Source organism: Streptomyces sp. JH002 (genome assembly GCF_050916115.1).
GTDB lineage: Bacteria > Actinomycetota > Actinomycetes > Streptomycetales > Streptomycetaceae > Streptomyces > Streptomyces xiamenensis.
In genome coordinates, this window is the sequence record NZ_CP087989.1 from 293,459 (window position 1) to 313,766 (window position 20,308).

Annotated in this window: 18 protein-coding genes; 13 read left to right on the top strand and 5 right to left on the bottom strand. The window is 71.8% G+C overall.

What is annotated here, in order from left to right; translation table 11 throughout:
- The first annotated feature begins 15 nt into the window (after positions 1–15).
- The 4 genes from H7827_RS01230 to H7827_RS01245 are packed head-to-tail and all read left to right on the top strand — an operon-like array spanning position 16 to position 5,000.
- Positions 16–720 (top strand): thioesterase II family protein, encoded by a 705-nt coding sequence (locus H7827_RS01230; protein WP_432741903.1) that lies wholly within the window; start codon positions 16–18, stop codon positions 718–720.
- Positions 721–727: 7 nt separating this feature from the next.
- On the top strand, positions 728–1,552 hold the full coding sequence (locus tag H7827_RS01235; RefSeq protein ID WP_375878735.1) for a mycofactocin-coupled SDR family oxidoreductase: 825 nt from the start codon (positions 728–730) through the stop codon (positions 1,550–1,552).
- Between the two features lie 59 nt (positions 1,553–1,611).
- A complete protein-coding gene (locus H7827_RS01240; RefSeq protein ID WP_432741905.1) occupies positions 1,612–4,245 on the top strand; it encodes an amino acid adenylation domain-containing protein in 2,634 nt (877 codons plus the stop codon).
- Positions 4,242–5,000, top strand: coding sequence for a thioesterase II family protein (locus tag H7827_RS01245; protein ID WP_432741907.1), 759 nt, complete (start codon positions 4,242–4,244; stop codon positions 4,998–5,000). The genes H7827_RS01240 and H7827_RS01245 overlap by 4 nt, the downstream gene beginning before the upstream one ends.
- On the opposite strand, the gene H7827_RS01250 is transcribed toward H7827_RS01245, so the two are convergent.
- On the bottom strand, positions 4,885–5,307 hold the full coding sequence (locus H7827_RS01250; RefSeq protein WP_432741909.1) for a hypothetical protein: 423 nt from the start codon (positions 5,305–5,307) through the stop codon (positions 4,885–4,887). The genes H7827_RS01245 and H7827_RS01250 overlap by 116 nt on opposite strands.
- A 234-nt stretch (positions 5,308–5,541) precedes the next feature.
- Complete coding sequence (locus H7827_RS01255) at positions 5,542–6,150, bottom strand: hypothetical protein (protein WP_386539921.1); 609 nt, start codon at positions 6,148–6,150, stop codon at positions 5,542–5,544.
- An 802-nt stretch (positions 6,151–6,952) separates the two neighbouring features.
- Here H7827_RS01255 and H7827_RS01260 point away from each other — a divergent pair.
- Both H7827_RS01260 and H7827_RS01265 read left to right on the top strand, forming a co-directional pair.
- Positions 6,953–7,447, top strand: a complete 495-nt coding sequence (locus tag H7827_RS01260; protein ID WP_386539925.1) for a SigE family RNA polymerase sigma factor — start codon at positions 6,953–6,955, stop codon at positions 7,445–7,447.
- A gap of 27 nt (positions 7,448–7,474) precedes the next feature.
- A complete protein-coding gene (locus tag H7827_RS01265) occupies positions 7,475–8,329 on the top strand; it encodes a hypothetical protein (protein WP_432741912.1) in 855 nt (284 codons plus the stop codon).
- Between the two features lie 117 nt (positions 8,330–8,446).
- Here H7827_RS01265 and H7827_RS01270 read toward each other — a convergent pair whose 3' ends face one another.
- Complete coding sequence (locus H7827_RS01270; protein WP_432741914.1) at positions 8,447–9,580, bottom strand: FUSC family protein; 1,134 nt, start codon at positions 9,578–9,580, stop codon at positions 8,447–8,449.
- 280 nt (positions 9,581–9,860) lie between these two features.
- Between H7827_RS01270 and H7827_RS01275 the strand changes: the two genes are divergently transcribed.
- The 7 genes from H7827_RS01275 (at position 9,861) to H7827_RS01305 (ending at position 18,501) form a co-directional block, all read left to right on the top strand.
- The gene (locus H7827_RS01275; protein ID WP_043178916.1) at positions 9,861–10,427 is read left to right on the top strand and encodes a potassium channel family protein; all 567 of its coding nucleotides are present in this window, start codon (positions 9,861–9,863) and stop codon (positions 10,425–10,427) included.
- A gap of 217 nt (positions 10,428–10,644) precedes the next feature.
- Complete coding sequence (locus H7827_RS01280; RefSeq protein WP_432741917.1) at positions 10,645–11,178, top strand: GNAT family N-acetyltransferase; 534 nt, start codon at positions 10,645–10,647, stop codon at positions 11,176–11,178.
- Between the two features lie 342 nt (positions 11,179–11,520).
- Positions 11,521–12,948, top strand: coding sequence for a GntP family permease (locus tag H7827_RS01285; protein ID WP_432741919.1), 1,428 nt, complete (start codon positions 11,521–11,523; stop codon positions 12,946–12,948).
- 202 nt (positions 12,949–13,150) lie between these two features.
- Complete coding sequence (locus H7827_RS01290; protein ID WP_432741921.1) at positions 13,151–13,702, top strand: (2Fe-2S)-binding protein; 552 nt, start codon at positions 13,151–13,153, stop codon at positions 13,700–13,702.
- A complete protein-coding gene (locus H7827_RS01295) occupies positions 13,699–14,703 on the top strand; it encodes an FAD binding domain-containing protein (RefSeq protein WP_432741923.1) in 1,005 nt (334 codons plus the stop codon). The genes H7827_RS01290 and H7827_RS01295 overlap by 4 nt, the downstream gene beginning before the upstream one ends.
- Positions 14,700–16,817: a xanthine dehydrogenase family protein molybdopterin-binding subunit gene (locus H7827_RS01300; protein WP_432741925.1), complete on the top strand. Its 2,118-nt coding sequence runs from the start codon at positions 14,700–14,702 to the stop codon at positions 16,815–16,817. The genes H7827_RS01295 and H7827_RS01300 overlap by 4 nt, the downstream gene beginning before the upstream one ends.
- Positions 16,818–17,166: 349 nt before the next feature.
- Complete coding sequence (locus H7827_RS01305) at positions 17,167–18,501, top strand: hypothetical protein (protein WP_432741927.1); 1,335 nt, start codon at positions 17,167–17,169, stop codon at positions 18,499–18,501.
- Between the two features lie 135 nt (positions 18,502–18,636).
- Here H7827_RS01305 and map read toward each other — a convergent pair whose 3' ends face one another.
- A complete protein-coding gene (gene map / locus H7827_RS01310) occupies positions 18,637–19,407 on the bottom strand; it encodes a type I methionyl aminopeptidase (RefSeq protein WP_386539941.1) in 771 nt (256 codons plus the stop codon).
- A 284-nt stretch (positions 19,408–19,691) separates the two neighbouring features.
- Positions 19,692–20,216, bottom strand: coding sequence for a hypothetical protein (locus H7827_RS01315; protein WP_432741929.1), 525 nt, complete (start codon positions 20,214–20,216; stop codon positions 19,692–19,694).
- Positions 20,217–20,308 lie beyond the last annotated feature (92 nt).

Genomic DNA, 20,308 nt, shown 5'->3' on the forward strand with positions numbered 1-20,308 from the left:
TTACGGAGCAAAGCCATGACACTCTCCCTGGTCTGCCTGCCGTTCGCCGGCAGCGGGGCCGGTTTCTACCGCGCCTGGAAGAAGCTGGAGGTGGCCGGCGTGGACGTCGTGCCCCTCCAGTTGCCGGGCCGGGAGGAACGGTTCATCGACCCGCCGCACAGCGATGTGGCCACCGCCGCGCTGGAGCTGGCCGCCGACGCCATGCGGCTCACCAAGGACAAGGAGCATGTCGCGCTGTTCGGGCACAGCCTCGGCGCGGTGCTGGCGTTCGAGACGGCGCGCGCGCTGCTCGCCCAGGGGCACCCCACGCTGCGCGCGCTGTTCGTGAGCGGTTCGCCCGGGCCGTGGAGCGGCCGCACCCACCGCGCCACCGGCCTGGACGACGACGCGTTCCTGGCCCGGGTCAACGAGTTCGCCGGCTACCGCCACGCCGCCTTCGACGACCCGGACATGCGGGAGCTGCTGCTCCCGCTGCTGCGCGCCGATGTCGCCATGCACGAGGACTACCGGCCCGCCGACGACCGTCCGCTGGATCTGCCCGTGACCGCGCTGCGCGGTGCGGAGGACCGGCTGGTGTCGGCCGCGGACTCCGCGCAGTGGGCGGCGGCCACCGCCGGCACGTTCACCGCCCACGAGTTCCCCGGTGGCCACATGTACCTCACCGAGTCCGCGACGGCGCTGCTGGAGTTCACCGCCGGCGCCGTCGCCGAAGGGCGGTGAGCGGGCGATGCGGCTGAGCGGGCTCACCGCCGTCATCACCGGGGCGGCCCGCGGCCTGGGCCGCGAGTGCGCCGTCACCTTCGCCGAGCACGGCGCGGACCTGGTGCTGCTGGACGTCGGGCAGGACCTGGACCAGGTGCCCTATCCCCTCGGTTCCGCCGGGCAACTGGCCCACACGGCCCGGCTGTGCGAGGAGCGCGGCGCGGCCGTGCTGAGCGTGACGGCCGACGTACGGGACCCGGCCGCGGTCACGGACGCGGTCGAGCAGGCCCTGGACCGTTTCGGCACCGTGGACATCCTGGTCAACAACGCCGGGATCGCGGCGCCTTCGGGGCGCGCCGCGCACGAGATCTCCGAGGAGCAGTGGGCGGTGATGATCGACACCGATCTCTCCGGCGCCTGGCGGATGACGAAGGCCGTGGCCCCCACCATGATCGCGCGGCAGTCCGGCAGCGTCATCAACATCTCCTCCACGGCCGGCCTCGTCGGCTACCGGCACTTCGCGGGCTATGTCGCCGCCAAGCACGGCCTGATCGGGCTCACGAAGGCCGCCGCGCTGGACTACGCCCCGCACCGGGTGCGGGTCAACGCGCTGTGCCCCGGCTCGGTACGCGACGACCCGGCCGTCGAAGGGCGGATGCTGTCCGAGATCGCCCGCTCGCTGGAGGTGCCGGTCGCCGACCACGAGAAGACCTTCGTGCAGTCCCAGCCGATGAACACCCTGATCGAGCCGTCCGACATCGCCGGTGCCGCGCTGTGGCTGGCGGGCCCGGACTCCCCGCAGGTGACCGGATCCGTTCTCACCGTCGACGGCGGTTTCACCGCCAGGTGAGGCCCCACCCGCCCGCTTCCCGCCCTCAGGCACCTCTCCCGGACAGGAGGCCAGACTCCATGGCCACACAGCTCTCCCCCTCCCTCGAACGCGCCGCCGCCTGTCACAGCCTGCTGCTCCGGCTGCCGCCCGCGGCGAGGGCCGACACGGTGGATGACCGGCTGGCCCGGCTGGCCGAGCACCGGCCCGGCGTCATCGGCCCGAGGCTGTGGCGTTCCCGGGGCTCCGGGGAGCGGGAAGCCCTGCGGCCGCTGCGCGCGGGCGGGGCGCCGCTGCGCGCGGTGCTGGTGGAGAACCAGGAGGGCCCGGCCGAACTCGTTCTCGTCGCCGACCGGTGCCGGATCCCGGCGGCGGAACTCGCCGCGCTGGCCGACTGGCTGACCGCCGACGATCCGGGCGAGCCGCCCCTGGCCGGCTCCCGGCCGGCCGGGGAGACGCCGGCCGCCCGGCCGGCCACCCCCTGGGGCCTGGGCGACCCGCGCCGGGCCGGCCGCGTCTCCACCCTCACCCGCACCGTGTCCGGCACCGACGAGGCACGGCTGCGGAAGGCCACCGCGCTGACGCTCTCCCGCTACGAGGAGGAGCACGACGGCGGCCCGGGCCCGCTGCACCTGGAGTTCGGCGAGGCACGGCCCGGCCGCGCGTACACCCCGGCCCTGGCCCCGCCACTGCCGATGAGCTGGTACTGGGAACGCGCGGCGGACGGCACCCACACCGGACACTGCCAGTACGACGAGGGCGCCATCGCCGCCGACATCGCCCACTCCTTCGCCGACCACCTGGCCCGTACCGCCACCGACCCGGACCCCGGTGCCCCGGTGCTCACCGACGACGCGGCCCGCGCCGTCCTGGCGCTGGGCAGCACTCCGGCACCCGCCACCGCTCCCGGTGAGCCGCGCATCGACCGCCGCATCGCCGAACTCGCGCGGCTGCGGCCCGACGCGCCCGCCGTCAGTGACGAGGACGGCACGCTCTCCTACCGTGAACTGAAGGACCGCGCGGATCTGCTGGCCGCCGGACTGCGGGCGCTCGGCGTCACGCCGGGCAGCCGGATCGGTGTCTGCCTGGACCGGTCGGCCACCACGGTCGTCGCCTTTCTGGCCGTGCTCCGGACGGGCTGCGCCTACGTGCCGATGGACCCGCGCTACCCGGCCGGACGGCTGCGCCACACCGCCACGGACGCGGGTGTCCCGCTGGTGATCACCACCGGGGACTTCCCCGCCACGGACGGAGTCCGTACGGCCGCCCCCGAGGAGTTGGCCACGGCCGGCGCCCGGTGGACGGAACTCGTCACCGACGACGCCGCGAACCCGCCCGCGTACGTCATCTACACCTCCGGATCGACCGGCCGCCCCAAGGGGGTGACCGTGCCCCACGGCAATGTCACCGCGCTCGTCCGCGCCACCGCTCCCACGTACGGGCTGGGCCCGGACGATGTGTGGACCTTCTTCCACTCCAGCGCCTTCGACTTCTCCGTGTGGGAAATCTGGGGCTGCCTGCTCACCGGCGGCCGGCTGACCGTGGTGCCCTACTGGGTGAGCCGTTCCCCCGACGACTTCCGGGATCTGCTGGCCGAACGCCGCGTCACCGTGCTCAGCCAGACCCCGTCCGCGTTCTCCCAGTTGATCGAGGCCGACCGCCGCGCCGCCCCGGACGCGGCGCGGCCCGCCCCTCGCCTGGTGGTCTTCGGCGGCGAACCGCTCGACCCCCGGACGCTCGGCCCGTGGTTCGCCGAACACCCGCCGTCGGCGTGCCGGCTGGTGAACATGTTCGGCATCACCGAGACCACCGTCCATGTCACCGCCCGCACGGTGACCCCCGCCGACACCGTGACCGGCACCCGCTCGGTGGGCCGCGCGCTGCCCGGGTGGTCGGTCTCCGTCCGCGACGAACACGGCCGGGTGCTGCCACCGGGCCCCGCCGGCGAGATCTGGGTGGGCGGCGCCGGAGTCGCCGAGGGGTACCTGGGACAACCGGAGCTGACCGCCGAGCGGTTCGTCACCGACCCGCTGACCGGGGAACGCCTCTACCGCAGCGGGGACAAGGGGCGGCTGCGCCCGGACGGCGGCCTGGAGCACCTGGGCCGGATCGACAGCCAGGTGAAGATCCGCGGGCACCGCGTCGAACTCGACGAGATCCGGGCGGTGCTGCTGGCCACCCCCCAGGTGGCCGGGGCCGCGGTGATCCTGCGGGAAGGCAGCCGGTCGGACCGGGCCGACGCCCGGATCGACGCGTACGCCGTGCTGCGGCCGGGCGCGACGGTACGCCAGGCCCTGGCCGAGTGCCGTCTGGTACTGCCGGACTACATGGTGCCCGGTACTCTCACCGAGGTGCCGGAGATCCCGCTGACCCTGAACGGCAAACTCGACACCGCCCGGCTGCCCCAGCCGCGCGCCGCCCACGCGGGCGAGCGGCCCGAGCCCGCCCCGCGTCCCGCGGCGGACGACCTGGCGGCCACCGTACTGAAGCTGTGGGCCCACCACCTGGATCTCGCCGAGGTGCGGCCGGACGACAACTTCTTCGAGATCGGCGGGAACTCGCTGCTGGTCATCCGGGTGCTCGCCGAACTGAGGGACCTTGGCCTGCCGAAGGTGTCCATGCCCGAGTTCTACCGCCACGCCGACGCCGGCCGTTTCATCGAACTGCTGCGCTCCCGGCACACCTCGGGCGACGGGGAAGGACCGGCCGCGTGACCTCCGACTGGCTGTACGTACCGCACCCGATCGCCGCGCCGACGCACCGGCTGGTGTGCCTGCCGCACGCCGGGGGCGGCCCCAACTTCTACCGGCGCTGGGGCCCGTCGCTCGGCGCTTCGGTGGAGCTCCAGATCGTGCACTACCCGGGGCGCGAGATGAGGCTGGACGAGCCGCTGATCGATGACCCCGGGCGGCTGTCGGAGCGGATCGCCGGGGAACTGGCCCGCACCGAACGGCCGGGTGTCGCCACGCTGCTGTTCGGGCACAGCATGGGGGCGCTGCTCGCCCACCGGGTGGCGTGCGTGTTTCCGGTGGCGCGGCTGATCCTCTCGGCGTGCGCACCGCCCGACCCGGCATCCGACCGCCCCCGGCCCGCGAGCCGCACGGACGCGGAACTGCTGGCGGCGCTGCGCGAGCAGGGCGGCACGTCCAAGGCCGTCCTCGCGGACCGCGATCTGATGGAGATGCTGCTGCCGATCCTGCGCAACGACTATCTGCTCGTGGCCCGCGCCCGCGCCACGGCGGCGCCCCCGGTGGCGGTACCGGTGACGGCCGTGGGCGGCGACAAGGACGTCTCCGCCACGCCCGCGCAGATCGCCGGCTGGGAGCAGCTGACCACCGGTGGCTTCGAGCAGTTCACCCTGCCCGGCGGCCACTTCTACCTGATGGAACGGCAGGAGGAGCTCCTGGAGCTGCTGCGGGCACGGGCCCGGCCAGCCGCTGATACAGCGGTACCGCCGTCACCGCGATGAACGCGCAGAACAGGCCGGGCGCCCACAGCGCGGCGGCGTCCGGCCCGAGTACCCAGCTGTTGGCGGCCAGATCGGCGCCCATCACCAGGCCCGCCGCGACCACACCGGCGGGCCTGCGGCGCCACAGCAGCACCGCCACCAGCGGGTCCAGCACCACCAGGGCGACGAAGAAGGCGCGCACCACGGCGGGGGCGTCCAGCGCGTAACTGCTGTGCCCGCCGCCGGTCAGGTCCACGAGATGGACGAGGGTCCCCCAGACGAAGACGCCGATGTACACGGCGAGCACCGCCCGTACCCCTCGCGTCATGGCTCCCCCTCGTCGGTGCAGGCTACAAGAGCCCGCGCCGGTACGCCGTGACCAGGTTCCGCGGCACCAGCCGTGTCTCATCGCCGATGAGAGCGTGCACGGCATGACGGCGAATCCGCCGCGGCAGCTCCGGCCGAGCACGCGGCAGCCCCTGACGCCCCTCGGCCTCGCCTGAGCACGAAGTGGAGGCCACTCGACTACGTCCTCAGGCCGAGACCGGGAGGCGACGCCGCCTCAGATGGTCGGGGTGTCGTCAACAACCGGCCTGTGAACCTCGACGACCGGCTTCCACCCCGCGGAGAACTCGATGAAGTCCGCGCGGGTGGGGTAGGTGTCGATCGCGCGACGGTCACGCTTGGTGCTGTCGCCCCCCTTGCGTCCTCGGGGGATCTGCTCCTCGAAGATGTCGACCTTCACGTCGGGAACCTCCTTGAGGCCCTGGCGCCAGATCTGCACGACGTCGGCGCCGAACGCCTGCCGGGCCGCGGCGTAAAGAGCCGTGATGGCCCCCTTGTCCCCACCGGGGACGAAAAGTGCCAGATCCAGCACGACACCGGCGGACTGGAGGACCTCGATGGTCGCCGAGCCGTTCTCGTCGGCCACGTAGATTCCGGCTTCATTCTCGTCGTCGGGAAGGCAGGAGACCTCTTCCTGGAATACGGTTCTCGCCGTGACTGAGCCGCCCTCGAAATCCTCACCGGACTTGGTCAGAAAAGCAGGGACATAGCAGTCGGGAAGCTTGAGTTCTGCCGTGTCGGCGGAAACGAAGATCCTGTCCTTCACGCCGAGCTTCGTCACCTCTTCCAGCGAGAGGCGGCGAGCGGCGATCTTCTCCGTGTTCACGATTTCCCTTTCAGGTTGTACTGTCCCCTCCGAGCAAGGACGCTACCACGAAACCCCGAGGTCAACTGACCAGTAATCCTTGGGTAAATGGCCTCCAGATGACCTGCGCGGGAGGATACCGAAGCGCGTGCCACTCGGCCGGGAAGACGCATCCGCCGGGCAGTGTCCCCCGTGATGGCGTTGGAAATCAACTGACGGTTGCATTTCGGTGCGTTGGGTGGCGCGGAGGAACCAAAAGAGAGCTTGCGGTAGATATCCCCCATATCGCCTTCGAGGAGGCGGCGGCACGGTAAGGCGATCCATTCGCCGAACATCTCGAAGAGCCCAGGGGAAAGCAACCGGATGACCCGACGACACAACAACGCAGGCCCCACCGGCGGCATCCGGACGGAGCGCGAACCGGGCGGCGCACACTAACGCGCGCGGACCCCACTCGGAAGTGTCCGGGAGCGATCCTCCGCATCCGCTCGGCACTTCGCGTCGCGGCCATCTGGACGCACCGCCTGTCACCCCTCCAGAACCGACCTCCTTTCTGCCCGCGCACGCGACCCGGGTGACGCCGCGCCGGGGCCGAGTTCGTCGGCCCGAACACGACTTCGCCGTGAACCGAGTGACCGAATCGGTCGGCCGGACTTTCACGGAAGGCACCAGCACCCGTGAGCGCACCGCCCGCTGAGAAGCAGGCGCCGGGGCGGCCGGCTCCACCCCCCGTACCGGCGTTGCCGAAACGTGATTGAACCCTTCGGCCGCCCCGTTGCTCAGAACAGGATGAGAGACGCGGGCACGTCGTGGCGGGGAGCAGATGAACGAAAGAGAAGAGTTCGAAGACTATGCGAGAGCACGACAGGACTGGCTGTACCGCACTGCGGTACTCCTGTGCGGCGACCGGTACCGGGCCCAGGACCTGACCCAGACCACCCTGGTCAAGTTGTTCCAGCACTGGGCCAAGGCCGGGCGGGCGGACAGCGTCGACGCCTACGCGCGCACGGTGCTGACCCGCACGTTCCTGTCCGAGCAGCGGCGGAACCTGCTCGGCCGGCGCCTGCAGGCCGTGGAGACGAACCCGAGCACCACCGGCGATCCAGCCCTGCGGGTGACGCTGCTGGCCGCACTGCGGGAACTTCCGCCCAGGCAGCGGGCCATGGTCGTCCTGCGCTACTGGGAGGACCTGAGCGTCGACACCGTCGCCTCACTGCTCGGCTGCCGTCCCGGCACGGTCAAGAGCCAGTGCACGCGCGGGCTCACCCGCCTGCGCGAGGGCCTCAAGGACGCCGAGCACATCACCGCCGAGTACTGAGCCGAGCACGTGAGGAGTCTCATGGACATGAAAGAAGCGTCCGAGAAGAACGATGCCGCCCGGCTGCGGGCGGCCATGGAGCACGCTGTGGCGGACCTGCACACGGACGCGCACGTGCTGCCCAACGCCCTGGTCCTGGGCCCCAGACGGCGGGCGCGTGCCAGGGCCCTGCGCACCGGCGGCGTCCTGTGCGCGGCGGCCGCCGTGGCGGCGGCGGTGTTCGGGCCGCTCAACCCGCTCACGTGGGGCGGAGAGACGAAGCCCCCGGTCCCCCCGGCTGCCGAGCCCTCTCCCGACGGCTCGCCGGACGCCGAGGATCGTGGGGGGCCGACCTACGACGTGGTACCGCCGGATGACGGCACCTCACCCGACTATCCGGGCCTGTCGGCCGACGAGCTGGCCAGGATCACCGACTACCGGCAGCGCGTGGCCGCCGTCCTCGACGGTCTGCTGCCCGAGCAGATCACGACCGTCCGGATCGTCCAGGGAGAAGGGAACGTCTACCGCGGCCTGACCGAGGACGGCCTGTCCTTCGACATCCTGTTCAACGTGCGGCCCCTCGCCGGAGCGGGGAACATCGACCTCAGCCACGTCGGCGACTGCCTGGCGGAGGAGGATGCGCAGACCTGCCGGGTCGCACAACTCGCCACCGGCGAGGCCGTCTCCCTGCGCGGCCTGACACCTGACATGCGCCGGGTCGGCGGGTCGAGCGCCCAGTTCTACCTCGGCGGCAGCTACGTCGGCCTCTCGGTGGGACCCGACGGCCCGACCCACACGCCGCCGCCCGTCACGGCCGATGACTTGCTGGCCTGGGCCGGCGAACCGGATGTCGTGGAACTGCTGCACGAGGCGGACGAGGACCCGCTGTACCCGGACGCGTAGCCGGCGAGAAGTCCGCGGGGGCCCGCGCACCGGCCCCCGCGGGCCGAGGCGGAATGGTCCTCGGTGTCGAGCACGTCGTGACCGCCACAGGGTGGCACCGCGGGCAGGGGCAAGCGTTCAGGACGGTTGTTCCGCTTGTTCCGTGGCGGTACGTCGGGCGAGCAGACCCGCGAGGAGCATGGTGAGGACTCCGATACCCACGCCGCAGACCGTCCACAGGACGCGGTAGCCCTCGGCGGCGTAGTCCGAGGGATGGGGAATGTTCACCAGGAGGAGGACTGAGGCGGCGATGACGGCGGTGTAGAGCGTGTAGTTCCAGAAGTAGAAGGCCACCCCGTGCATCAGCAGCACCAGCGCGACCACTTCGAGTCCCCGTTCGACGGTGTACAGCTGCCGTCCGTGCTCGCCGGCGGGGATCAGCAGCAACACGATGGCCGCGGCGGAACCGATGCCCGCTCCCACCAGGCGCTGGGAAGCCACCAGGGTGGTCTGCTCCAGACTCGGCTTCATCGCCACCATGGCCGCGATGGTCATCCAGTACCCGTACGACAGGTTCAGTCCGAAGGCGAGCGCTACGGTGCCGGCCAAGGCGACGGCGCGCACTGCCGCGAACGCCACCAGCGGCGAGGTCAGCGGCCTGCGCGTGGTGTCACCGGGCAGTTCGGGGACCGGGCGCGATCTCGCCCCGCGTCCGTGGATCAGCCAGCCGAGGAGCAGCACCGCGATCCACAGGGCCGATCCCCCGGCCCAGGCCACCACCTGGGCCCAGAGGTGGCTGGTGAGGTGAGCCGCCTGGTGGAGGCTGAAGCCGTGTCCGAGGGAGAGGACGAACCACAGGTTCAGCAGCAGCGCCGTGGCGAATGCGCGTGCCCCGAACACCGCCGCCAGACTCGCGGTCAGCGTGACGCCGAAGGACACGAGCACCAGCCAGAACCAGGCGGCCCCCGCGATGGCGAACCCCAGCGCCGTCACCCCCGCGCCCAGCAGTCCGAAGGCCGCCACGCGCGAGACCCGGAACCGGATACCGCCCCCGGGGTCCTCCAGCGCCGAGAACAGCAGGCCGAAGATCGCGCTGACCAGGTACTCCTGGTGCCCGATCGACCAGAAGACGAGCAGTGGCACCAGGGCGATGTCCAGGGCGGCCACGCCACGTGCCCAGTTCGGCCCGGCGGGGTCGAGCGTGAACATCTCCGACAGCCGGCTCGACACCTTCCCCGCGAGCGTGGCCCGTCCTTCTGTGCTCGCGCTCATGACCGTCCTCGCTCGCCCTGGTCACCGGGTGTGCCGCTCGTGCCCCGCATTCTGTGCCGGCGCCGGGACGCCTCCGGCACGACCCACGGGCCGCGGGTGAAGACAGTCCGTCCGTCCAGTCGTACGGCCCATCGGGCCCCCGACGCGCCGTCGGAGCGGGGCGCACCGTACACGGGGGCGTGCGTCGGACGTGGTCCTATGACGAGTGGCGGTCCTTGGCGCGCCGGGAGCGCCGCTGGAAGGTCGGTGTCGCCGGCCACGAACGGAGGATCTGGTTGTCATGAGCATCGACGCCGCCCGCCACTACCGGGAGCTGGAGCCTCGACAGCGCCGCCGGCTGCTCCTGCTCACCACGCTGCGAGCGACGGTCACGGTGATCGTCCTGTTGGTCCTCTTCTACACCCTGCCCGTCGATCGCCCTCTCGACCGGCTCAACGCTCTGTGGTTCCTCACCGGCTTCCTGGTCTTCGCCGCCGCCGTGGCCTGGCAGGTGTACGCGATCATCCGCTCCCCGTATCCGAGCCTGCGCGCCATCGAGGCGTTCAGCGTCGTCGTCCCGGTGTTCCTGTTGATGTTCGCCGGCGCGTACTACGTCATGGAAACCGATCAGCCGGGTTCCTTCACGATGCCGCTGACCCGTACCGACGCGCTGTACTTCACCGTCACCGTGTTCGTCACCGTCGGTTTCGGCGACATCACGGCGACGACCGCTCCTTCCCGGATCCTGGTCACCGTTCAGATGGTCGCCGGCCTCGTGCTCGTGGGAGTGGTGGCCAGGCTGATCGTGAGCGCGGTGCAGATCAACATGAGGCGCATGACGTCGGGGACGCCCCCGAAGGAGCCCTGACCCGGCCGGTGGTCCGTGTGAGGATCCGCCACCCACGGGCACGCCCCGGCGGGGCACACGGTGCGCCGCGCCATCGAGTGGGAGGAGCCGCGCCGGACGCCCGTCCCAGTCTCCTCCGGCAGGTGCGCTCCACCCGAACGGGAGCCCCCCGCAGGCCGGGTGGACCCAGCCGAGGGCAGTCGCACGGCGACCTGGTCAGGCGCCGGTATGGTCGGGCATGACCTACGTGATCACCCCCGCTCGGCCTGAGGACGCGGCGGCGTTGGGGCCCTTGCACCTGCGCAACTGGCTGCTGAACTACCCCAACCCGGAGGCAGGGATCGATGAGTCCTGGATCCGTGAGCACCGTGGTGCGTCCGCCACCGCGGAAGGCATCGCGCAGTGGCGGGAGTTCATCGAGTCGGCCAACGGGGACCGCGCTCCGCACTTCTGCCGGGTGGTCCGGTCCGGGCCGGAGATCGTCGGCTATCTGTGCGGCCACCGGAACGCGTCGGAACCGGTGACCCTCGGACCGATGTATCTGCTGGACCACGCCCAGGGGCACGGACTCGGCGGCCTCATGATGACCGCCTTCTTCACCTGGGCAGGACCCGCACCCGTCCGGCTGGGGGTCGTCGACTACAACGACCGTGCGATCCGCTTCTACGAGCGCCACGGCTTCCAGGTCGCGGGCGAGCGGTACCTCTGGCGGGGGAGGCTGCCCACCCTGCCGATGATCCGCGAGGCTCCCTCGGCCGCCGACCGCGGCTGAGCACCGGCATGGTGGCCGTCCGGTCACCCCGGCTTCGGCTTCGGCCCGGTTCGTGACGGCGATCGTGGGGCGCTCCGCTCTCCTTGACATCGCTCCGGGTTCCGGCGGTGGGCGGCTGGTCGCCCACGGCCGGGTGCGGAGGGGAAATTGCGCATGTCGCACCCGTATTCGGAATGCCGACCGCGTGCCTAGAGTGCCGGGACGACTCGCCGTGAGTCGTCCTCCCCGGCGCCCCGGCCTGCCGCGGGGCTGATCCGCGACCCCCGCGCAGGCCGCCCCCTCCCCACCACTGAGCCACCGTCACGGCCCGGAAGCGTCGTGTCCCCGCTAGGAGTCAGCCGCATGAACACAGCAGGCCCCGCACTGCTCACCGCCCTCGCCGTGAGCATCGGGTTGATCATCGTCCTGTGCGGACGGTTCCGTCTGCATCCCTTCCTCGCCATCGTTCTGTCCACCTACGCCTTCGGGTTCCTGGCGATGGGGATCGGCGCCGCGACCGGCGCGGAGGAACGGTTCGTCGACGATCTCGCCGGGACGGTGGCCCAGGGGTTCGGCTCCATTCTGATGAGCATCGGCCTGGTGATCCTCTTCGGGACCATCATCGGCAAGGTCCTGGAACGGACCGGCGCGGCGGTCACCCTCGCCGAGGGGGTGCTCAAGGTCATCGGCAAACGCCACCCCGCCCTCGCCATGTCGCTCATGGGCTGGGTCGTCTCGGTCCCGGTCTTCTGCGACTCCGGCTACGTCGTGCTCTCCCCCCTGCAGCGCTCCATAGCCCGCAGGACGGGCAAGAACCCCGTCGTCCTCGGGACAGCCCTGGCCACCGGCCTGTACGCCTCGCACACCTTCGTCCCCCCGACCCCGGGCCCGATCGCCGCCGCGGGCAACGTCGGCATCGCCTCCGACGGACTGGTCTGGGTCATCCTGTTCGGCATCCCCGTCTCCCTCGTCGCCGCCGTCGCCGGGCTCGCCTGGGCGCTGCGCCGCACCGGTGACCTGGAGAGCCATCTGCCGGACGCGCGCCAGACCTTCGAGGAGTACAAGGCGCAGTTCGAACGTCTTCCCTCGACGGGCCGGGCCCTGGCCCCGATCCTGGGGCCCATCGTCCTGATGGCGATCGGCTCGGTCGCCGCGTTCCCCTCCGGCGAAGGCACCCTCGTCGACGGCGCCCTCGGAGCCTTCCTCAGCGACCTCGGCAGCCCGGTGAACGCGCTGCTCATCGGTGTCCTGCTCGCGCTCGCCCTGCTGCCGCCACGGCGCGACGCCAAGGCGCTGACCACCTGGGTCGCCGAGGGACTGGTCGACGCCGCGCCCATCCTGGTCATCACCGGTGCCGGAGGCGCCTTCGGGGAGGTCATCAAGGGCACGCCGATCGCCGACTACATAGGTGACCTCATCGGGGACGGCTCGGCGCTCAGCGGCATCCCGGCGCTGCTGGTCCTCTTCGGGCTCGCCGCCCTGCTGAAGACCGCGCAGGGCAGCACCACCGCGGCACTGATCATCACTTCCACGCTCGCCCAACCGCTGCTCCCGGCCCTCGGGCTGGACGGCACGATCGGCTCCATACCGATGGGCCAGGTCATGGCGGTGCTCGCCATCGGCGCCGGGTCGATGGTGGTCAGCCATGTCAACGACTCGTACTTCTGGGTGGTCTCCCAGTTCGCCGGGATGGATGTGAAGACCGCCTACCGTGCTCATACCGCGGCCACCGCGGTCCAGGGGGTCACCGCCCTGTCGGCCATCGTGCTGCTCGGGCTGGTGGTGCTGTAGGGCGTCCGCCCGTTGGGGCGGGCAGTACGGTGCCGCCTCGGCGATCCGCACGCGGAACCGTGTGCCGAAGGGGTCCCCGTACCTCTGCCGCCGTCCGGGCCCCGGCTACGCCGTGACGCGGTGGCGCACCGTTCCTACCGCCACTCGTGTGAGCCTGCGCCGCGCGCCGTGTGAGCGGTAACGGTCGGGGTACCCAGCCGCGATGGATACCGAGATCATCGTGCACGTCGACGGGGCCGCGCGGCGGCTGACCGTCGATACGCGCACGACGCTGCTGGACGCGCTGCGCGAACGGCTGGGAGTGACGAGTCCCAAGAAGGGCTGCGACCACGGGCAGTGCGGGGCGTGCACGGTGCTGTCCGGCGGGCGGCGCGTGCTGAGCTGCCTCACTCTCGCCGTCACCCAGGACGGCGCCCGGGTGACCACCGCCGAAGGGCTCGCCGCCGAGGGCACCGCCCCCGACGGCGGCCTGCATCCGGTGCAGCAGGCCTTCATCGACTGCGACGCGTTCCAGTGCGGCTACTGCACCCCGGGGCAGGTCGTCTCCGCGGTCGGCATGCTCCAGGAGTTCGCGCGGGGCTGGCCGAGCGCCGTCACCGGGGGCACCGGGGAACCGGGCCTGGACCGTGCGGAGATCGCCGAGCGGATGAGCGGCAACCTGTGCCGGTGCGCGGCCTACGTCAACATCGTGCCGGCCATCCAGCAGGCCGCGGCGGCCTCCGAGCGGGCCGCCGGTACGGAGGTGGCCGGGTGAGGCCGTTCGACTACCGGAGCCCCACGGATGCGGCGGAAGCCGTGCGCACTGTCGCCGGGGATCCGACCGCGGTCTTCCTGGGCGGCGGCACGAACCTGGTGGACCACCTCAAGCTGGGTGTCGCCGCGCCCGGCCTGGTCGTCGGTGTCGCCGGCCTGCTGTCCACCGAGATCGAGGAACTGGACTCGGGGGCCCTGCGGGTCGGCGCGGGCGTCAGCAACAGCGAACTCGCCGCGGACGGCCGCGTGCGCGAGCGGTTCCCCGTGCTGTCCCAGGCACTGCTGTCAGGCGCGTCGGGACAACTGCGCAACATGGCCACCACCGGCGGCAACCCGCTGCAGCGGACCCGCTGCGTGTACTTCCAGGACGTCACCACCCCGTGCAACAAACGGGTGCCCGGATCGGGCTGCTCCGCCCTCGGCGGGTGGACCCGCAACCACGCGATCCTCGGGGCCTCCGAGCATTGCATCGCGGTGCACCCCTCCGACATGGCCGTCGCGATGACGGCGCTCGACGCGCGGGTGCGGGTGCTCGGCCCGGACGGCGAGCGCACCCTTCCCTTCGGGGACCTGCACCGGCTGCCCGGCGACACGCCGGAGCGCGACACGGTGCTCGAACACGGCGAGCTGATCACCGCGATCGACCTGCCGGGGCAGCCCCTGGCCCGTCGCTCGGCCTACCGCAAGGTGCGCGATCGCGCCTCGTACGCCTTCGCCCTGGTCAGCGTCGCCGCGGCGGTCGAGGTGGCGGACGGGGCGATCGTCGACGCGCGCATCGCGTTCGGCGGCGTGGCGCACGCGCCGTGGCGCGCCCGCCGGGCCGAGGACGTGCTGCGGGGCTCCGAGGCGTCGGAGCGGAGCTACCTCGCCGCCGCGGACGCCGAACTCGCCGATGCCCGCCCGGCCGAGGGGCTGGACGGCGGCAACGCGTTCAAGATCCCCCTGCTGCGCCGCACGCTCGCCGCCACCCTGCGCGACCTGGTCCGAGAGGACGCACCATGACCTTCCTGAACGCACCGGACGCCATCGGCCGCGACCTGCCCCGCCGGGACGGCAGGGCCAAGGTTCTGGGCACCGCCGTCTACGCCTACGAGGCCGCCGCGGAGAACCCCGCCTACGTGTATCCCGTCCAGGCCGCGATCGCCCGTGGCCGGGTCACGGAACTCGACACCACCGAGGCCGAAGCGCTCGACGGCGTGGCGGCGGTGCTCACCCCCGGGACCGTCGAGCGGCTGGCATCCACCGACGACCGGGAGCTGGCGGCGCTCCAGGACGACGAAGTCGCCTTCCGGGGCCAGGTCGTGGCCGCCGTCATCGCCGACACCTCGGAGACCGCCCGGCACGCCGCCGCGCTGATCCGGGTGACCTACGCGCAGGAACCGCACGACGCCGAACTGCGGGCCGACCGGGAGGACCTGTACGCGCCCGAGCAGGTGAACCCGTCCTTCCCCACCGACACGGCCGAGGGCGATGTCGAGGCGGCGATGGCCGCGGCGGAAGCGACCGTCGAGCAGACGTACACCACGGCGATGAACCACAACAACCCGATGGAACCGCACGCGACGACGGCCCTGTGGGACCCGGCCGGCGAGGGCCTGCTCACCCTGTGGGACTCCACGCAGGGCGTCCACCCGACGCGCGCCACCGTGGCCGGTGTGTTCGGTCTCGACGAGGCGCGGATCCGGGTCGTGTGCCCGTACGTCGGGGGAGGCTTCGGTTCCAAGGGGCAACCGCACGTCAACGTGGTGCTCGCCGCACTGGCGGCGCGGGCGCTTCCCGGCCGGCCGGTGCGGCTGGCCCTGACCCGCCAGCAGATGTTCTGTCTCGTCGGCTACCGCACCCCCACGATTCAGCGGTGCTCCCTGGGCGCCGACCGTGACGGCACGCTCACCGCGCTCGCGCTCGATGTCGTCGAGCAGACCTCGCGGATCAAGGAGTTCGCCGAGCAGACCGGAGTGCCGTCGCGGATCATGTACGCCACCGCGAACCGCCGGACCACGCACCGGCTCGCGGCCCTCGATGTCCCGGTGCCGTCCTGGATGCGCGCCCCCGGTGAGTGTCCGGGGATGTTCGGACCCGAGGTGGCGATGGATGAGCTGGCCGAACGCCTCGGCATGGACCCGATCGACCTGCGGGTCCGCAACGAACCGGCCGTCGACCCGGGTTCGGGGAAGCCCTTCTCCAGCCGCAATCTCGTCGGTTGCCTGCGGGAGGGAGCCACGCGGTTCGGCTGGTCGCGGCGCGACCCCCGGCCCGGCGTGAGGCGGCGGGGCGCGTGGCTGGTCGGCACGGGCGTCGCGGCCTCCACGTACCCGGTCAATCGCATGCCCTACTCAACGGCGGTGATCCGGCGGGAAGGGGACCGCTACGTCGCCGAGATCGGCGCGTCCGACCTCGGCACCGGGACGTGGACGACGTTGCCGCAGATCGCTGCGGACGCGCTCGGGGTACCGGTCTCCCGGGTGGACGTCCGGATCGGTGACACCGACTGTCCGACGGCATCCGTGGCCGGGGGGTCCTCTGGGATGACGACGTGGGGCTCCGCCGTGGTCGAGGCCGCACGTGCGCTGCGGGAGCGGTACGGGAACGAGCCGCCGGACGGTGCCGAGGCGTCCGGTTCCGTCGGGCGGCCCGATGACCGGTACGCCATGCACGCCTTCGGCGCGCAGTTCGCCGAGGCGCACATCAACACCGACACGGGAGAGGTACGGGTGCCACGCCTGCTCGGGGTGTTCGCCGCGGGCCGGATCATCAACCCGCGTACGGCGCGGTCGCAGCTCATCGGCGGGATGACCATGGGGCTCTCGATGGCGCTGCACGAGAGCAGCGTGCTCGACCCCCGTTCCGGTCATGTCGTCAACCACGACTTCGCCGAATATCACATCACGGCCAACGCGGACGTCCACGAGATCGAGGCGCACTGGCTGCCCGAACACGACCCCCACGTCAACGCCATGGGGTCGAAGGGCATCGGCGAGATCGGCATCGTCGGCACGGCCGCGGCGGTGTCGAACGCGGTGTGGCACGCCTGCGGCGTCCGCGTACGGGACCTGCCGATCACGTTGGACAAGGTGCTGCCCGCGCTGGAGGAATGGGAGGACGAGCAGAAGCGGTGAGCTGCGCCGCCCCTCCGGGGGGGAGCCGCCTGCCCGGCGGAGGGTGACGGCGTGACAGGTCGCGCGTGCTGGTGGCGGGCCGATCGGCGCCGAACGACAGCCTCCGTAGCATGCGAGGCTCGACCGGCGCCCGTCGCACCGCTGGTGACGGCGACCCGGAGGTGACGCGGTGACCTCGGGGCCGCGGTCCAGTGGTGTGCGCACTGCTTCTCGCCTCTGCCGCTCGGCCGGGCCCGTGCCGTCTCGTCGTCGGAGGTGTTGTCAGTGGTCTGCGGCATGATGCACGGCGGGTGACGGTCCGCCGAACCGGGCGGTCCGTCAAGCCGTCCGGTACCGAGGGAGGGGCGCTGTGCGCAGGCCAGTCACGGGCGAGGTACGCGCTGACTATCGCCAGATCTACGTCGTGAGCGATCCGCACGGTGAGGCGATCCCGGACCTCGCCGAAGCGTTCGCCGGTCAGAACACAGGGCTGTGCGGGGCGGCGGCCCCGGGCGCACTGTGGCTGAGCACCGGGCTGCACACGGGCAACGTCGGCTTCGTCGTGGAGGTCCACGACGCGGAGCCCGCGCTGGACCCGGTCTGGGAGGACGTGGTGGAGGTGTCCTTCCACCCGCTGTCGGAGCGCACCCTTCTGATGGAGTGGGCGGGCGAAGCGACGTGGGATCTCGGCCTCGCCCGGACCGGCTACCGGGTGCGGTACTGCGCCCGGGGGATGGACGAGGGACGCAGGCTGGACTCCAGAGTGTCCGGGGAGCCACAGGCGGACAGCTATCTCTTGCAGTTCTGGCCCGCGCCGCCCGGTGCGGACCGCGTTGTCCGCCAGACCTCACGGGAGGCCGCCCACCGTCATCGCTCCGCGCGCGAGCTTCCCTCACCACCCACGCCGGAACAGCGGGCCGAGACAGCCCGCCTGGCCCGTCAGGCGGAGGAACGGGCCGCCGAGGAACGGCGGCTGCACCGCGAGCGATGGGAGTGGGGCGACCGGCTGCCCAGCGAGCGCCTGCGCGGCGTCGGCGGCCATGTGCGCGGCCTGCTCCCCTTCGACAGTGATCTGGTGCCTGTGATGGATGCCGCGGGTCCCGATGTCCAGCGCGCGGTGGCGTCGTTGGCTGCCCGGCGGGCCTGCGAGGCGGCGGGCCTGGCCGGCGTTTCCTGGGTGGCCCGGGCGCTCTCCGCGTTGACGGAGGGGCGTCCGCTGCCGCCGCCGTTCGACGACCCAGCGCGGATGTGGGAGACCTTGCACTCCGATCCGCAGGTTCCGATTCGTTCGGTGCGCAGGGCGGTTCCTCCGGAGCGGCCGCCCTACCGTCCGCTGACGTCCTTGGTGGAATCCGGGCAGAGGTCGGCTGCGGCGGCGGAGCCATGGGAACAAGGGGGGAGGCGTGTGGGCTTGGGCCACGCGTTGGGCGCGTTCACGTCGAGGGTTCCCGCCGGTGACGAGCCGATACCGACCCGGGTCATGGGGCTCGGCGCGGTGGTGCTGCACGCCGCGGGGGCTCAGCACCGCCCCGAGCGGATCTCACAGCCACACTTCGCTCCTCCCGCCGTGCTCGCCGCCACCGGGCCCGACCCTTTGGAAGCGGCGCTGGACGCGGTGTGGCACGCGGTGGGCACGTATGGCGAGCACTACCCGGAACTGCTGGCGGAAGTCCGGGCAGCATGCGGCGGCCAGGTGCAGGAGTGAGCGGCCAGGGCGAGCGCTCCGCATCGAATGCAGGTACCCGGGCGGCGTTCAACGACCGCCGGGCGCCGAAGGATGACGCGGTCGCTCGCCCCCCAGTGCCCTTGGCGGCGTGGGCTCGACCTCACAGTGCCGCGTTCACTTCGGCAGGGTGAGGATTTCGGCGCCGTCATCGGTGACAGCGATCGTGTGCTCGGTGTGGGCCGTCCGGCAGCCGGTGGCGCTGCGGAGGGTCCAGCCGTCGGCGTCGGTGACGAGTCGGGCGGTGTCCGCCATGACCCAGGGCTCCAGGGCGAGCAGCAGCCCGGGGCGCAGCGTGTAACCGCGCCCCGGTCGTCCGGTGTTCGGGACGTGGGGGTCCTGATGCATCGTTGATCCGATGCCGTGGCCTCCGAACTCGGTGTTGACCGGATACCCGGCCTCGCTGAGGACCGTGCCGATGGCGTGGGAGATGTCGCCGATCCGCGCCCCGGGGCCGGCGGCGGAGATCCCCGCGGCCAGCGCCCGTTCGGTCGCGTCGATCATCGCCAGGCTCTCCGCGGGCCTTTTGGTGCCCACGATGAAGCTGATGGCGGCGTCCGCGGCGATTCCGCCCTTGGAGACCGCGAGATCGAGGGTCAGCAGATCGCCGTCGGCGAGCGTGTAGTCGTGAGGCCGCCCGTGCAGCACGGCGTCGTTGACGGCGGTGCAGATGTAGTGCCCGAACGGTCCGCGTCCGAAGGACGGCGCGTAGTCGACGTAACAGGAGGACGCTCCCGCCCCGGCGATCATCTCCTTGGCCCACCGGTCGATGTCCAGCAGGTTCGTGCCGACCGTGCTCCGGCCCCTCAGCGTCTGCAGGATGTCAGCGACGACGGCGCCGGTGGTTCTTGCCCGTGCCAGCAGGGTGGGGTTGAGAATCTCGATCATGTGGCGCCCTTCGTGCCCAGCCAATAACTATACCGTCATTACTATACCGGTATCGGTGCGAGGGCCGTGGCCAGGGCCACCCTCCCCTCCCACAGCGGCCGGACGCGGCCGGGGCACGGCGATCGCGGACGATGTCCGGCTCGGGATCAGGGCCTCCTCGAAGGTGGCCTTCCGTGTCATGACGAGAGCGCCAGCGGATTCCGGGTGGGCCGGACGGGGCTCACCGTCAGGGCCCCGGAGGCGGAGCCGTTCGTCGGCGCGTGACGCGAAGGAGCGAAACGCCCCTACCAGGCAGCGCTCCGCAGGATGTCCAGGGCGATGGCGTGGACGGAGCGACCGTCCGTCGGGATGCGGATGGTCTCCGGCGGCGCTTGCTCGTCGAGGTGCCGCGCGTTCCGCAGGCTCGACTCGATGTGCGCGTCGAGCTGGGACCCGATTTCCCGCCCGGCCAGCCGCTCCCGGACGGTGGCTTCCCCGGCCGTGAGCAGGACCCGGGTGACCCTGATCTCGTCCCCGCCCATGGCGCGCCTGAGCATCGGCTCCTCCAGAACGCTCACCGTGTTCGTGTAGATGAGGCGGCGCTGACCGAGAGCGGCGTAATTCGCCCAGATCGCGGCGGTGTTGCGCTCCGTGATCGCCGAGCGGTGCGGGTCTCCGGCCGGAGCGGGATGAATCTGATCCATGTAGTCCCCCTCCAGCAGGCAGTGCGCCGTTCCCCTCGCCCGCAGCACGGCGGACACCTCCCACCCCACGGTCGTCTTCCCTACGCCCGCACCACCGCCGATGAGCAACAACTCGTAACCGGTCATGGCCCCGACCCTGGCAGAGCCCGTGCGGCAGCGGCGAACGGTTTTGCCCGGCCCGCTTGGTTTGACCCGGCGGTCACCGTAGATGTCACCGT